This is a genomic window from Geodermatophilus sp. SYSU D00691, from assembly GCF_054050275.1.
Map to the genome: position 1 here is coordinate 10,208 of NZ_JBJGYZ010000047.1, position 14,932 is coordinate 25,139.

The 14,932-nt window shown below is 75.1% G+C and carries 12 protein-coding genes; 9 read left to right on the forward strand and 3 right to left on the reverse strand.

Going from position 1 to position 14,932, the window contains the following annotated elements:
• Positions 1–28 precede the first annotated feature (28 nt).
• A complete protein-coding gene (locus ACI797_RS25065; RefSeq protein ID WP_456862501.1) occupies positions 29–3,193 on the forward strand; it encodes a PA14 domain-containing protein in 3,165 nt (1,054 codons plus the stop codon).
• On the opposite strand, the gene ACI797_RS25070 is transcribed toward ACI797_RS25065, so the two are convergent.
• Positions 3,183–5,120: a dipeptidyl-peptidase 5 gene (locus ACI797_RS25070; protein WP_456862503.1), complete on the reverse strand. Its 1,938-nt coding sequence runs from the start codon at positions 5,118–5,120 to the stop codon at positions 3,183–3,185. The genes ACI797_RS25065 and ACI797_RS25070 overlap by 11 nt on opposite strands.
• 74 nt (positions 5,121–5,194) lie before the next feature.
• On the opposite strand from ACI797_RS25070, the gene ACI797_RS25075 reads away from it, so the two are divergent.
• The 6 genes from ACI797_RS25075 (at position 5,195) to ACI797_RS25100 (ending at position 11,399) form a co-directional block, all read left to right on the forward strand.
• Positions 5,195–7,711: a DNA translocase FtsK gene (locus tag ACI797_RS25075; protein WP_456862505.1), complete on the forward strand. Its 2,517-nt coding sequence runs from the start codon at positions 5,195–5,197 to the stop codon at positions 7,709–7,711.
• Between the two features lie 46 nt (positions 7,712–7,757).
• Positions 7,758–9,173 (forward strand): MiaB/RimO family radical SAM methylthiotransferase, encoded by a 1,416-nt coding sequence (locus ACI797_RS25080; protein WP_456862507.1) that lies wholly within the window; start codon positions 7,758–7,760, stop codon positions 9,171–9,173.
• 5 nt (positions 9,174–9,178) lie between these two features.
• Positions 9,179–9,844 carry a CDP-diacylglycerol--glycerol-3-phosphate 3-phosphatidyltransferase gene (gene pgsA / locus ACI797_RS25085; RefSeq protein WP_456862509.1) on the forward strand — a complete coding sequence of 222 codons (666 nt, stop codon included), beginning with the start codon at positions 9,179–9,181 and terminating at the stop codon, positions 9,842–9,844.
• Entirely contained in the window at positions 9,841–10,341 is a 501-nt protein-coding gene (locus ACI797_RS25090) for a CinA family protein (RefSeq protein ID WP_456862511.1), read from the forward strand. The genes pgsA and ACI797_RS25090 overlap by 4 nt, the downstream gene beginning before the upstream one ends.
• A gap of 109 nt (positions 10,342–10,450) precedes the next feature.
• The gene (locus ACI797_RS25095; RefSeq protein ID WP_456542391.1) at positions 10,451–10,849 is read left to right on the forward strand and encodes a helix-turn-helix domain-containing protein; all 399 of its coding nucleotides are present in this window, start codon (positions 10,451–10,453) and stop codon (positions 10,847–10,849) included.
• Between the two features lie 7 nt (positions 10,850–10,856).
• Positions 10,857–11,399 carry a TetR family transcriptional regulator gene (locus tag ACI797_RS25100; protein WP_456862514.1) on the forward strand — a complete coding sequence of 181 codons (543 nt, stop codon included), beginning with the start codon at positions 10,857–10,859 and terminating at the stop codon, positions 11,397–11,399.
• 75 nt (positions 11,400–11,474) lie between these two features.
• On the opposite strand, the gene ACI797_RS25105 is transcribed toward ACI797_RS25100, so the two are convergent.
• Positions 11,475–12,494: a carbohydrate kinase family protein gene (locus ACI797_RS25105; RefSeq protein ID WP_456862516.1), complete on the reverse strand. Its 1,020-nt coding sequence runs from the start codon at positions 12,492–12,494 to the stop codon at positions 11,475–11,477.
• A gap of 131 nt (positions 12,495–12,625) precedes the next feature.
• On the opposite strand from ACI797_RS25105, the gene ACI797_RS25110 reads away from it, so the two are divergent.
• Both ACI797_RS25110 and ACI797_RS25115 read left to right on the forward strand, forming a co-directional pair.
• Complete coding sequence (locus ACI797_RS25110; protein WP_456862518.1) at positions 12,626–13,468, forward strand: PspA/IM30 family protein; 843 nt, start codon at positions 12,626–12,628, stop codon at positions 13,466–13,468.
• A 10-nt stretch (positions 13,469–13,478) separates the two neighbouring features.
• Positions 13,479–13,985 carry a cupin domain-containing protein gene (locus ACI797_RS25115; RefSeq protein WP_456862519.1) on the forward strand — a complete coding sequence of 169 codons (507 nt, stop codon included), beginning with the start codon at positions 13,479–13,481 and terminating at the stop codon, positions 13,983–13,985.
• Here the strand turns inward: ACI797_RS25115 and ACI797_RS25120 are convergent, their stop codons facing one another.
• Entirely contained in the window at positions 13,986–14,837 is an 852-nt protein-coding gene (locus tag ACI797_RS25120) for a DNA-formamidopyrimidine glycosylase family protein (RefSeq protein ID WP_456862521.1), read from the reverse strand.
• Between the last annotated feature and the right edge of the window lie 95 nt (positions 14,838–14,932).

A 14,932-nucleotide genomic window follows, 5' to 3' on the forward strand; every position in this document is an offset into this window, starting at 1 on the left:
GCGCGGCCGTCGGGAGCGGGGGACCGCCATGGCTGGGCACGCGACGACGATCCGCAACCACCGGCTGCTGGCCGCGGGCCTGGCGCTCGGGGTCCTCGTGTCCCTGCTCGTCGTCGCCCGGTCCGCCGCGCCCGCCGCGGCCGCTGTCCCGGCGGGTTTCGCGGAGGTGACCGCCTTCCGCGGGCTGGTCAACCCCACGGTGGTCCGCTTCGCGCCGGACGGACGGGTCTTCGTCGCGGAGAAGCGCGGCACCGTCCAGATGTACGACAGCCTCTCCGACACCACCGCGACCCAGGTCGCCGACCTGCGCACCGAGGTGCACAACTTCTGGGACCGCGGCCTGCTCGGGCTGGAGATCGACCCCGCGTTCCCGACCCGCCCGTACCTCTACGCGCTGTACACGTTCGACGGTCCGGTGGGCGGGAACGCGCCCCGGTGGGGCACCGCCGGCTCCGACAGCGACCCCTGCCCCACCCCGCCGGGGCCCACGACGGACGGCTGCGTCGTCAGCGGCAAGCTGGTCAGGCTCACGCTCGACGGCAGCACCACGACCAAGCAGGACCTGATCCACGACTGGTGCCAGCAGTACCCGAGCCACAGCGTCGGCGACCTGATGTTCGGGCGCGACGGCGCGCTGTACGTGACGGCGGGCGACGGCGCCAGCTTCGACTTCGTCGACTACGGCCAGGACGGCAACCCGGTCAACCCGTGCGGCGATCCGCCGGGCGGGGCGATGACCCCGCCGGGCGCGCAGGGCGGGGCGCTGCGCTCCCAGGACCTGCGCACCTCGGGCGACCCGGTGACGCTCGACGGCACCGTCATCCGCGTCAACCCGGACACCGGCGCCGCCGCGGCCGGGAACCCGAACGCCGCGGCGACCGACCTCAACGCCCGGCGGATCATCGCCTACGGCTTCCGCAACCCGTTCCGCCTGGCGCAGCGGCCGGGCACCGACGAGGTGTGGATCGGCGACGTCGGGTGGAGCACGTTCGAGGAGATCAACCGGCTGGCCAGCCCGACCGCGGGCGTGGCGAACTTCGGCTGGCCGTGCTTCGAGGGCAACGGCCGGCAGCCCTCGTACGACGCCGCCAACCTCTCGATCTGCGAGAACCTCTACACCCAGGGTGGCGACAGCAGGCCCTTCTTCGCCTACCGCCACGGACAGCCGCTGGCCAGCAGCGACACCTGCAACACCGCGGCCGGCTCGTCGGTGTCCGGGGTGTCGTTCCAGTTCTACTCGGGCGGGCCCTACCCCTCGGAGTACGACGGCGCCCTGTTCTTCGCGGACTACTCGCGCAACTGCGTCTTCGTGATGACCCGCGGCACCAACGGCCTGCCGAACACCCTGGCCGCGCGGCCGTTCGTCACCCAGGCCGCGGGACCGGTCAACCTGGAGCTGTCACCGAGCGGGGAGCTGTTCTACCCCGGGTTCAACGACGGGACGATCCGCCGGATCGTCTACACCGGCGGGCCGACGTCCTGCCCGGCGGGCCAGTACCTGGCCGAGTACTTCCCGAACCGGACGCTGTCCGGCGGGGCGGTCGCCACGGCCTGCGAGGCGCCGCCGCTCAACCACGACTGGGGCCTCGGCGGCCCGGCCGGGATGGGCACGGACAACTTCTCCGGCCGCTGGACGGGCACGTTCTCCTTCCCGTCCGCCGGCGAGTACACGTTCCGGGCGCTCAGCGACGACGGCATCCGGGTGTGGGTCGACGGGACGCTGCTCATCGACCAGTGGCGCGACCAGGGCCGGACCTGGTTCTCCGGCACCCGGACGCTGACCGCCGGCTCCCACTCGGTGCGGGTGGAGTGGTACGAGGCGAGCGGCGGCGCCGTCGTCTCGCTGGACTGGACCGGCGGCACCGTCGGCTCCCCGCCGGTGCCGCGGATCGACACACCGGCGGCCGGCACGACCTGGCAGGTGGGGGACCAGATCAGCTTCACCGGCTCGGCCACCGATCCGGACGACGGCGCCCTCGCGGCGAGCGCGCTGTCGTGGGAGATGGTCCTGCAGCACTGCCCGTCGGCGTGCCACGCCCATCCGCTGCAGTCGTGGACGGGCGTGGCCGGGGCGTCGATCAGCGCGCCCGACCACGAGTACCCGTCCTACCTGGAGCTCCGGCTGACCGCCACCGACAGCGACGGCCGGACCGCGACCGTCTCCCGCCGGCTGGACCCGCGGACGGTCGCGGTCACCGTCGACTCGGTGCCCCGCGGGCTGCAGCTCACGTTCGGCCAGCGCACGGCGGTCACGCCCTTCACCAGCACGGTGATCGCCGGCTCGACCACGAGCCTGTCCGCGCCGTCGCCGCAGACCCTGTCCGGCACCTCCTACCAGTTCACGCGCTGGTCCGACGGCGGCGGCCAGTCGCACAACGTGACCGTGGGCTCGACGGCCGCCACCTACACGGCCACGTACTCCGCGGTCAGCAGCAGCAGCTGCCCGGGCGGCCAGTACCTGGCGGAGTACTTCCCGAACCGGACGCTGACCGGGACCGCCGCTGCCCGGGGCTGCGAGGCGGCGCCGCTGAACCACGACTGGGGCCTCGGTGGGCCGGCCGGGGTGGGCACGGACAACTTCTCCGGCCGCTGGACGGGCACGTTCAGCTTCCCGACGGCGGGCACCTACACCTTCGCCGCGCTCAGCGACGACGGGATCCGGGTGTGGGTCGACGGGACGCTGCTCATCGACCAGTGGCGCGACCAGGGCCGGACCTGGTTCTACGGCACGCGGACGCTGACCGCCGGGTTCCACTCGGTGCGGGTGGAGTGGTACGAGGGCGGGGGCGGTGCGGTGGTGCGGCTCGACTGGGCGCCCGGCTGCCCGGTGGGGCAGTACCGCGCCGAGTACTTCCCGAACCCAGCGCTCACCGGCTCGCCGACGACCACGCGCTGTGAAGCTGCGCCGCTGGACCGGAACTTCGGCTCCGCGGCGCCGACGGGGACGAGCCTGCCGGCGGACAACTTCTCCGCCCGGTGGACGGGCACGTTCTCCTTCCCCGGCGGCAGCCGCACCTTCACGGCGGTCAGCGACGACGGGGTGCGGGTGTGGCTGGACGGGGTGCTGATCATCGACCGGTGGGGCGGGCCCGGGACCTGGACGACGACCCGCACCGTGCCGGCCGGGCAGCACAGCGTGCGCGTGGAGTGGTTCGAGGGGGCTGGCAGCGCCTACGTCCGCCTCACGTGGTGACGCGACCGCCGACGACCTCGATCGGGGGGATGCCCTCCTCGGCGGGCAGCTCGAAGCCCCACACCTGGGCGTAGAACGACAGCTCGCCGTCGAGGGCGGCGCGGATGTTCTCCGCCCGGCGGAAGCCGTGCTGCTCGCCCGGGAACAGCACGTAGGCGTGCGGCACACCGGTGGCGCGCAGCTGCGCGACGATCGCCTCGGCCTGCGCCGGCGGCACGATCTCGTCCTCGGCGCCCTGGAAGACCGCCAGCGGGGTGTCCAGCCGGTCGACGTGCGTGATCGGCGAGCGCTCGGCGTACACCTCGGCACCCTCGGGGTACGGCGCCACCAGCCCGTCGAGGTACCGCGACTCGAACTTGTGCGTCTCGGCGGCCAGCGCGGCGAGGTCGGCCACCCCGTAGTGGCTGGCGCCGGCGGTGAAGACGCCGGGCCGCAGCGTGAGCGCCGCCAGGGTCGTGTAGCCGCCCGCCGAGCCGCCGCGGATCGCCATGCGGGCCGGGTCGACCCGGCCGGCGTCGGCCAGGAACCGTGCGCAGGCGACGACGTCGTCGAGGTCGACCACGCCCCACCGGCCCTTGAGCGCCTCGCGGTAGCGGCGGCCGTAGCCGGTGGAGCCGCGGTAGTCGACGTCGGCCACGCAGAACCCGCGCGAGGTCCAGTACTGCACCCCGAGGTCGAGCACGGACGACGCCGCCGCGGTGGGCCCGCCGTGCACCACCACGAGCAGCGGCGGCTTCCCGCGGGCGGGTGCGGTCACCTCCGGGTTGGTCGGCGGGTAGACCAGCGCGTGCGCGACGCCGATGCCCGTCCCGCGGTCCTCGGTCGGGAACGTGACGTGCTCGGGGCGGGAGAACCAGGCCGGGTCCAGCCCGAGGTCGCGCGCCGGGCGCAGCACCTCGGCGGAGCCGTCGTCCACGCGGACCCGCAGCACCACCGGCTCCGACGTCGGGCCGCCGGCGACGCACACGACGTCGGTGCCCGCCGCGGTGACCGAGCCGAACGCCGCGTACGGCAGGTCGAGCTCGCGCAGCACGCCGTCCGGGCCGAGGACGCCCAGCCGGTCGCCGCCGTCCCGCCCGAAGGCCAGCGCGATCCTGCCGTCGGCCAGCAGGGCGAAGCGGCGCTGGCCGAACACCCACTGCGGCCCGGCGATGTCGCTGCCGACGTCGAGCACCAGCTCCACGCCCCCGTCGGGGCGCCGGCGGTGCAGCGACCACACGTCGGTGGTGTCGCAGAGGAACCACAGCGAGCCGTCGGGTGCCCACGTCGGCTGCACCACCGAGACGCCCGGGCCGCCGGCCACCACGGTCTCGGTGCCGTCGGGCGCCCGGACCACGAGCTGCGCCGCGTCCCAGGGCATGTCCGGGTGGTCCCAGCGCAGCCAGGACAGGGTCGCGCCGTCCGGCCCGAGGGCGGGGTCGGAGACGAAGTCGGGGCCGGAGACGAGGACCGTGACGGAACCGTCCGCCGCGACCCGGACCACCTCGTTCACCACGTCGGCGGCCGCGCCGCCCGCCGGGTGCGTCTCCCGGACAGCGAGGACGCCGTCGCCACCGGGCAGCACGCGCAGGTCGGCGTAGCGCACCCCCGACGGGACCTCCGGGGCCGGCGTCACGGCGACCGGCCCGGCGTCCCCGGGCGCGAGCCGGTGCAGCCGCTGGTCGCGGAAGTCGGTGAACCACAGCGTGCCCCCGCCGACCGCCCACGCACCGCCGCCGTACTCGTGCACCCGCGTGCGGGCGTTCCACGGGGCCGGCAGCACGTCGGCGCCGTCCCGCACGACCGCCGTCCGGCCGCCCTCGCCGGGGCGGGCCTCGGCCCACCAGACGGCGTCGCCGTCGACCACGACACCGGTGGGCCGGGCCGCCGCGCGGACGACCAGCGCGGAGGTGATGGGCGTCGGCCAGCTGCCGTGGGGGAGGGTCACGGGCCCACGCTAGGTGGCGGACACGACCGCTCGCCTGCCCGGTCGGGGGTCCCGGCGCCATTACCGTCTGACGCATGCCTGCCCGCACCACGCCGAGCCGCCGGCCGGCGTCGTCGTCCCGGGGCCGCTCCGGGTCGACGGCGTCCCGCAAGCGGCCACCCGCCAAGCGGTCCACCGCTGGCACCCGCAGGCCCGCCGCCAAGAAGCAGCAGTCCAGCGGTGGCCTGCTCCGCCTCGTGGGCAGCAGCTGGTCGCTGCTGGCGCGCGGCGCCGGTGGCCTGGCCCGCTCGATCGCCCGGCCGGAGGAGCGCGAGCCGCTCGCCCCGGAGCACCGCCGCGACGGCGTCGGGCTGGCCGTCCTCGGCCTGGCCGTGGTGCTCGGCGCCGCGGTCTGGACCAACGGCATCGGGCCGTTCGGCGCGGTCATCGCGAGCGGCTCGCGCTGGCTCGTCGGGTCGGTCGTCGTCGTCCTGCCGGTGTTCTTCTTCCTCGTCGCGCTGCGGCTGCTGCGCCACCCGGCCAACCCCGAGGCCCGCGGCCGGCTGCTGATCGGCTGGATCTCGCTGGTCGCCGCCGTCCAGGGCACCGTCTCCGTCGTCGGCGACGGCGCGACCGACGGCCCCGCCCAGGGGCGCCCCGGTGCCGGTGGGCTGCTCGGCTGGGCCGCCGGCACGCCCCTGGCGGCCGGCGTCGGCGAGGTCGTCGCCGTGGTGCTGTTCGTGCTGCTCGCCTTCTTCGGCCTGCTCGTGGTCACCGCCACCCCGGTGCACCAGATCCCCGAGCGGCTGCGCGAGCTCGGTGACCGGATGCTCGGCCGCGGCGACTACGCCGACGAGTACGACGAGGACGGGTACGACGACGAGGACGTCGACGAGGTCGAGGAGGAGAAGCCCCGCCGCGGCCGGCGCAAGGCCGCCCCGCTCAGCGAGGACCTGCTCGCCACCGGGCCGATCGATCACGAGGCCTACGCGCAGGCAGCGGAGGCGACGACTACGACGGAGCCGGACTACGTCGCCGTAGTTCCGGCGAAGCCCCGTCCAGCCGCCGTCGACCTCACTCCGCCCCCGGAAGAGCTGCCGCCCATCGAGGAGCCGGAGCAGCTGTCCATCCAGCCGGTCGAGGGCGAGTACGCACTGCCGTCCCTCGGCATGCTGCGCCCCGGTACCCCACCGAAGGCCAGCACGGGTGCCAACACGGTGGTGCAGCAATCCATCAACGGGGTCCTCGAGCAGTTCAACATCGATGCAGACGTCGTCGGCTTCACGCGGGGTCCGACCGTCACGCGCTACGAGGTCGAACTCGGCAACGCGGTCAAGGTCGAGAAGATCACCGCGCTGACGAAGAACATCGCCTACGCGGTGGCCAACGACAACATCCGCATCCTCGCGCCGATCCCGGGCAAGTCCGCGGTCGGCGTCGAAGTGCCGAATGCGGACCGCGAGACGGTCAGCCTCGGCGATGTCCTCCGCTCGCAGAAGGCCAGGCAGGACCCGCACCCGATGGTCGTCGGCCTCGGCAAGGACATCGAGGGCGGCTTCGTCACCGCGAACCTGGCCAAGATGCCGCACCTGCTGGTTGCCGGTGCGACCGGTGCCGGCAAGTCGAGCTGCATCAACTCGCTGCTGACCTCGCTGTTGCTCCGGGCCACCCCCGAGCAGCTGCGGATGATCCTGGTCGACCCGAAGATGGTCGAGCTGACGCCGTACGACGGCATCCCGCACCTGATCACGCCGATCATCACCGATCCCAAGAAGGCCGCCACCGCGCTGGCCTGGCTGGTCGAGGAGATGGAGCAGCGCTACCAGGACATGCGGGCCACCGGCGTCCGGCACATCGACGACTTCAACCGCAAGGTCGAGAAGGGCGAGATCACCGCCCCGCCCGGCAGCGAGCGCGTGTACCGGCCCTACCCCTACATCCTCGCGATCGTCGACGAGCTCGCCGACCTCATGATGGTCGCCCCGCGCGACGTCGAGGAGTCGATCGTGCGGATCACGCAGAAGGCGCGTGCCGCGGGCATCCACCTCGTGCTGGCCACGCAGCGGCCGTCGGTCGACGTCGTCACCGGTCTGATCAAGGCCAACGTGCCGTCGCGGCTGGCGTTCTCCACCTCGAGCATCACCGACAGCCGGGTCATCCTCGACCAGCCGGGCGCGGAGAAGCTCATCGGCATGGGTGACGCGCTGTTCCTGCCCATCGGGGCCGGCAAGCCGCAGCGCGTCCAGGGGGCCTACGTCTCCGACGCCGAGATCGAGGCGGTCGTCGAGTTCACCAAGCGGCAGGCCGAGCCGGACTACCGCGAGGAGGTCTTCACCGCCGCGGCGGGCGAGGCCAAGGAGATCGACGAGGACATCGGCGGCGACCTCGACCTGCTGCTGCAGGCCGTGGAGCTCATCGTCACCAGCCAGTTCGGCTCCACCTCGATGCTGCAGCGCAAGCTGCGGGTCGGGTTCGCCAAGGCCGGGCGGCTCATGGACCTCATGGAGAGCCGCGGCATCGTCGGGCCGTCCGAGGGGTCCAAGGCCCGCGACGTCCTGATCAAGCCCGACGAGCTCGAGGCCACGCTGTTCACGCTGCGCGGCGGTGCCTGACCCGGCGTCCCCGGGTGGGGTGGCGGACGGCGCTTACGATGGTTCGGTGACTTCGCTGCCCCGCCATGCCCGCACCGTGGCGGTGGTGACCCTCGGGTGCGCCCGCAACGAGGTCGACTCCGAGGAGCTCGCCGGCCGGCTCGCCGCCGACGGCTACGAGCTGGTGGACGACGCCGACGGCGCCGACGCGGTGCTGGTGAACACCTGCGGCTTCATCGACAGCGCCAAGAAGGACTCGGTCGACGCCCTGCTCTCCGCCGGTGACGGCGGGGCGCGGGTGGTCGCCGTCGGCTGCATGGCCGAGCGCTACGGCAGCGAGCTCGCCGGCGCGCTGCCCGAGGCCACCGTGCTCGGCTTCGACGACTACGGGCAGATCGGCGACCGGCTCGACGACGTGCTGGCCGGGCGGCCGCTGGTGCCGCACACGCCGCGCGACCGGCGCACCCTCCTGCCGATCAGCCCGGTCGAGCGCACCCGCGCGGCCGAGGTCGCCGCCATCCCGGGGCACGACTGGCTGCGCCGCCGGCGGCTGGCCGGCGGTCCCTCCGCCGCGCTGAAGCTGGCCTCCGGCTGCGACCGCCGGTGCGCGTTCTGCGCTATCCCCACCTTCCGCGGCGCCTTCGTCTCCCGCCCGCCGGCCGAGGTGCTCGGCGAGGCGCGGTGGCTGGCCACCCAGGGCGTCACCGAGCTGGTGCTGGTCAGCGAGAACTCGACCTCCTACGGCAAGGACCTCGGCGACCTGCGGTCGCTGGAGCGGCTGCTGCCGCAGCTGGCCGCCGTCGAGGGCATCGCCCGGGTGCGGGTGGCCTACCTGCAGCCGGCCGAGCTGCGGCCCGGCCTGCTCGAGGTCATCGCCGGCACCGAGGGCGTCGCGCCGTACTTCGACCTGTCGTTCCAGCACTCCTCGCCGACACTGCTGCGCCGCATGCGGCGGTTCGGCGGCACCGACGACTTCCTCGCGCTGATCGAGCGGGCCCGCGCGCTCGCCCCGGCGGCCGGGTTCCGCACCAACGTCATCCTCGGGTTCCCCGGCGAGACCGGGGACGACGTCGCCGAGCTCGAGCGCTTCCTGGTCGAGGGCCGGCTCGACGCCGTCGGCGTCTTCGGCTACTCCGACGAGGAGGGCACCGAGGCGCTGAACCTGCCGGGCAAGCTCGACCAGGACGAGATCGACGCGCGGGTGCGCCGGGTCACCGACCTGGTCGAGGAGCTCACCGCCCAGCGGGCCGAGGAGCGCGTCGGCGAGCGCGTCGACGTCCTGCTGCTGGAGGAGCTCGGCGACAGGGAGTGGACCGGCTCGGCCGCCCACCAGGACCCCGACAGCGACGGCACGACGACGGTCACCGGTGTGCCCGCCGACGCCGTCGCCGGGCAGGTCGTGGCCGCCGACGTCGTCGCCGGCGACGGCGTCGACCTGGTCGCGGCCGCCCTCGTACCCGCCGCCACCCCGGCCGGGCGGTGACCGCGGTGAGCGACGTGGCCCCCGACCCGGCTGCCACGCCGCCCTCGTCCGTGCGCCTGGTGAACCTGCCGAACGCGCTCACCGTGCTGCGGCTGGCCGTCGTCCCGGTGTTCGCCGTCCTGCTGCTGTCCGACCACGGCTCCTCCACCGCGGGGCGCTACTGGGCGACGGTGTTCTTCGCGGCGGCGATCATCACCGACCGCTACGACGGGCTGATCGCCCGCCGCACCGGCCAGGTGACGGAGTTCGGCAAGCTGGCCGACCCCATCGCCGACAAGGCGCTCACCGGCACCGCGCTCATCGCGCTGTCGGTGCTGGAGCTGCTGCCGTGGTGGGTGACCATCACGATCCTGGCCCGCGAGGTCGGCGTCACCCTGCTGCGGTTCTGGGTGATCCGGCACGGTGTGATCGCCGCCAGCCGCGGCGGCAAGGCCAAGACCGTGCTGCAGGCCCTGGCGATCGGGCTCTACATCCTGCCGCTGACCGGCGTGCTGGCCAGCGCCCGCTGGTGGGTCATGGGCATCGCGCTCGTGCTCACCGTGGTCACCGGCCTCGACTACGTGTACCGGGCGCTGACCCTCCGGCGCACGAGCGCCCGCGCGATGGCCGCCGCGGCCGAGCGGCGAGCGGCGAAGGAGAACCCCGGCCCCATCGCCGACACCGCCGCGTGACCGATCTGCGCGCCGCCCGCGTCCACCGCGCGCTGCTCGCGCGGGGCGAGACGGTGGCCGCCGCCGAGTCGCTGACCGCGGGGCTGTTCTGCGCCACGCTCGCCACGGTGCCCGGGGCGAGCGCCACCCTGCGCGGCGGCGCCGTCGTCTACGCGACCGACCTCAAGGCCGTCCTCGCCGGCGTGCCGGAGGACCTGCTCGCCGCGCACGGGCCGGTCGCCCCGGAGACGGCGGCGGCGCTGGCCGAGGGGATCCGCGCGCGCTGCGGGGCCACGTGGGGCGTGGGGCTCACCGGGGTGGCCGGGCCGGACCCGGTCGACGGGCACGACCCCGGGCGCGTGTACCTGGGGCTGTCCGACGGGCGGCACACCGACGTCGTGCAGCTGGACCTGCCGGGCGAGCGGCAGGCGGTGCGCGAGGGCGCGGTCACGGCCGCCCTCGACGGGCTGCTCGCCCGGCTCGGGAACGCCGGGTCCGACCTCGGCGTTACGCCATGAGCGGACGCGGCCCGGTCGGGTGGGTTCCCGGGGGTGGCGCCGCGTACCGTGAGCGCACGGTGCCTCGGCGAGGCACCGCCGCTTCCCACAGGCAGGACAGGAGACGGCCATGACGCTGCTGCGCACCCAGCTCGGGAACACCCTGCGGGGGCACCGGCTGCGCCAGCGCCGCACGCTGCGCGACGTCTCCGGCAAGGCGCGGGTCAGCCTGGGCTACCTCTCCGAGGTGGAGCGGGGGCAGAAGGAGGCGTCCTCCGAGCTGCTCGCCTCCATCTGCGACGCCCTCGAGGTCGAGCTGGCCGACCTGCTCGCCGAGGTCAGCACCTCGCTGCGGCGCGGCGACGGCGCGGCCACCGTCCGCCCGCTGACCCCGTCGGCCGAGCCCGCCGAGCAGGCCGCCGTCCCGGCGCAGGAGTCCCCGGCCCCGGAGCCCGCCCTGGCCCTCGTCGGCGCCGGCTCGCCGGCCCGTGCCACCACCCGCCGCGGGGCGGTCTCGCTCGCCGCCTGAGCGGCCGGTGCCCGCCCCGGGGAGCGCCCGCAGCCGGGCCGAGCAGACCCTCGCCCGCACCCGGCAGGGTCTGCTGGACGGCGCCGCGCGGGCGTTCGCCGACGCCGGCCCGCGGCGGGCGACCATGCAGTCGATCGCGGCCGCGGCCGGCGTCGCCAAGGCCACCCTCTACAACCACTTCCGGACCAAGGACGAGGTCGCCCGCGCCCTGCTCACCGCCGAGCTGGACCGGGTGACCGCGCTGGCGGCCGCGCTGCCGCCGGCCGACGCCCTGGCCGCGCTGGCCGACGAGGCCGCCGGCCACCCGGTCCTGCGCCGGCTGGCCGAGAGCGAGCCGGCGGTGCTGGCCGCGCTGCTGGGCGCCGACGCCGAGCGGTGGGCCGACCTGACCGCCCGCCTGGCCGCCGCGCTGGGCGTGGACGACGAGGGCGCCGAGCTCGCCGGCCGGTGGCTGCTCGGCGTCGTCCTGCAGCCGGGCCGGTCGGGGCTGCGGCACCGCGCCGCCGGCCGCCTCGCCGCCACCCTGGCGCCGACGGCGACGATCAGCTGACCTGATCGTGAGAGCTCCTCCCTCACGCTGCGGCGTGAGGGAGGACCCCTTCGGATCAGGTGACCTGATCGTGGCTCAGCGGGCCGCCTTCGCCGCGTCGAGCTCGGCGCGGGTGGGCGGGTCGGCGCCCACCCGGGTGCAGTTGAGCGCCGCCACCAGCAGCGCGTCGTCGACGATCGCGGTCAGCCGGTCGTCGTCCAGGCCGTCGAGCGCGGCGCGCGCGGTCACGCCGGCCGCGAGCAGCCCGCTGAGCACCCCGGCCGCCAGCGAGTCCCCGGCGCCCACCGTGTCGGCGACGGTCACGACCGGCGGCGTGCGGGACTGCACCGGGCGCCCGGGCCGGGCCACCCGCAGCGGCGCGCCGCCGTCGGTGAGCAGCACCAGGCCGGGGCCGCGCTCCGCCCAGCGGGCCGCCGCCTCGTCCAGGTCGGTGGTGCCGGGCTCGAGCCACGCCAGGTCCTCGGCGCTCACCTTCACCACGTCGGCGCGGGCCACGAGCCGGTCCAGCCGCGCGCGCACCGCCGCGGCGCCGTTGCCGAGGCTGGTCCCCACCGGCCCGTCGGCGAGCATCGGGCGGATGTTCGGGTCGACGCTCACCAGCGTCGCGCCGTCGTCGGCCAGCCGCTCGACCAGCCGCGCGATCGCGTCGCACCCCGGCGGGGTCCAGCTGGAGATCGACCCGACGTGCACGATGCCCGGGGTGTCGCCGTAGACGGCGGCGAGCTCGGCGTCGTCCCACTGCCAGTCGGCCGCGCCGAGCACGTGGAAGCCGTAGTCGGGGGAGCCGTCGGGGCCGAGCCCGACGACGGCCAGGCTCACCGGCTCCGCGGCGGCCACCAGGCCGTCGAGCGCCACGCCGGACAGCTCCGCGTGCCGGCGCAGCGCCGGGGCCAGCGGCCCGGTGCCGAGCCGGGCGAGCAGCCGCACGGGCGCGCCCAGCCGGCCGGCGGCCACCGCGACGTTGAGCGCGTTGCCGCCCGGACGGGCCACGTACCGCGGCGCCGTCCCCTCGGGGCCGGCGTCGCCGGACGGGTCGGGGATCAGGTCGACGACGAACTCACCGAGGACGCTCAGCACCGGGTTCCCAGGAGGCACGGCGCGACCCTAGCCGTGGGAACCCTCGGGGGAGCCGAGCAGTTGCCCGCGGTAGCGGAAGACCTGCGACGATGAACCGGACGACATCTGCTCGTGGTCCGGCCGGACCTCGCGCCGGACAGGAGGAACGAATGCCCAACCCGTTCGTGAAGTTCTGGAAGTACCTCACGGCCTCGGCGAACGCCAAGATCGACGAGAAGGCCGATCCCAAGATCCAGATCGCCCAGGCGATCGAGCAGGAGCAGCAGCGCCACCAGGCGCTGGCCAACCAGGCGGCCGCCGTCCTGGGCAACCAGCGCCAGCTGGAGATGCGGCTGAACCGTCAGCTCGGCGAGGTCGAGAAGCTGCAGGCCTCCGCCCGGCAGGCGCTGGTGCTGGCCGACCAGACCCGCGCCAAGGGCGACGCCGCCAAGGCCGCCGAGTACGAGAACGCCGCGCAGGCGTTCGCCACGCAGCTGGTGGCCGCCGAGCAGGCGATGGAGGACCTCAAGCGCAGCCACGACGAGGCGCTGCAGGCCGCCGAGCAGGCGCGCGGCGCCGTCGAGCAGAGCCGCATGCGGCTGCAGACGACGCTCGCCGAGCGCACCAAGCTCATGAGCCAGCTCGAGCAGGCCAAGATGCAGGAGCACGTGGCCGCCTCGCTCAAGCAGGTCAACGAGCTCTCCGCGCCGGGCAACACCCCGAGCCTGCAGGAGGTCCGCGACAAGATCGAGGCCCGCTACGCCAACGCGCTCGGCCAGGCCGAGCTGGCGCAGACCTCGGTCGAGGGCCGCATGCTCGAGGTGCAGAAGGCCACCCTCGACGTGGCCGGCGCGTCGCGGCTGGACCAGATCCGCGCCTCGATGGGCGGCGGTCCCGCGGCGGTCGAGAGCGGCACCGGGGCCCAGGCCATCGAGCAGGGCACGCCGCCGGTCGAGCAGCCGGCCCAGGCGCCGGTCGCCGAGCCGGCGCAGCGCCAGGATCCGACGGCCTGAGCCGGCCGGGGTGTCCGGCTTCGGCTATCCCCCCGACGTCCACGCGGGCGACGGCGGGGAGGTCAGCGCCGTCCTGCGGCGGGCCGACACCCCGCCGGAGCTCTCGCACGGTTCCGGTGGCGGGGCCTCCTACCTCGCCACCGGGGCCGGCACCCGCGGCGCGTTCGGGCTCTACCGGTGGGACATGGGACCGCGGCCCAGCGGCCCGGCCCCGCACTTCCACCGCAGCATCACCGAGTCCTTCTACGTGCTGTCCGGCACGGTGCGGCTGCACGACGGCCGGGGCTGGGTCGACGCCGGTCCCGGTGACTTCCTGTTCGTCCCCGAGGGCGGCGTCCACGGCTTCCGCAACGAGTCGGGGGAGCCGGCGTCGCTGCTGCTGCTGTTCACCCCCGGCGCGCCGCGCGAGGACTACTTCGAGACGCTGGCCGACAAGGTCCGCCGCGAGGCGATGACCGCCGACGACTGGACGGAGTTCTACCTCCGCCACGACACCTTCTGGGTGGACGGCGGCTAGTCAGCGCACCGTCAGCGGCGGCGGCCGGCCCGGTTCGCCGGTGCGCGCCCGCGGGTCGACCGGCGAGCGGGCCGCCTGGCAGCGGGGGCACCACCAGGTGACTCGCTCCTGCGTCTCGGGCCCCTGCTCGCCGAGCAGGATCGGGGTGCCGCAGCGGCGGCACGGCCGGCCCTTGCGGCCGGCCACCCAGTGGTCCTCGCCGCGGCGGAGGACGCCGGTGGTGCTCTGCTCGGGGTGCTCGCGGTTGGCGAGCATCAGCGTGCGGGCGCGTTCCACGAGCTCCCGCAGGTTGCCGACGTCGCCGACCCGCGCCCACGGGTGGACGCCGCAGAGGAACAGCGACTCGACCTTGTAGAGGTTGCCGATGCCGGCCAGGTTGCGCTGGTCGAGGATGGCGACCCCGACCTGCTCGTCGGGGTCGGCGCGGAGGCGGCGCAGCGCCTCCTCCAGGTCCCAGTCGGGGCCGAGCACGTCGGGCCCGAGGTGGCCGACCAGGGTGTCCTCGTCGGCGGTGGGCACCAGCGTCATGTCGTGCAGGCGGTACCCGACGGCCTCCCAGTCGTCGGTGGCCAGGACGGCGCGGATGTCGTAGGCGGGCCCGCCGCGCCACTTCGCCCCCGGGCGGTACAGGTGCCAGCTGCCGTCCATGCGGAAGTGCGTGCGCAGGGTCCGCTCGTCGTCGAGGCGGATGAGCATGTGCTTGCCGCGCGGCACCACCTCGCGCACGCCGACGCCGGCGAGGTCGACGGCGGCCAGCTGCGGCACGCGGAACTCCCCGCGGCGCAGCGTCGCGCCGGCCAGCGCCTGCTGCATGCGCTTGGCGGCCAGCCAGACGGTGTCTCCCTCGGGCACGTCCCCCAGTCTCCCCGCCGGCCGTCGTCCCTGCTCACGCAAGCTGTGAGACCGCTGACAGCGGGATGACGGCGACCCGTTCCCGCGCTGTCCAG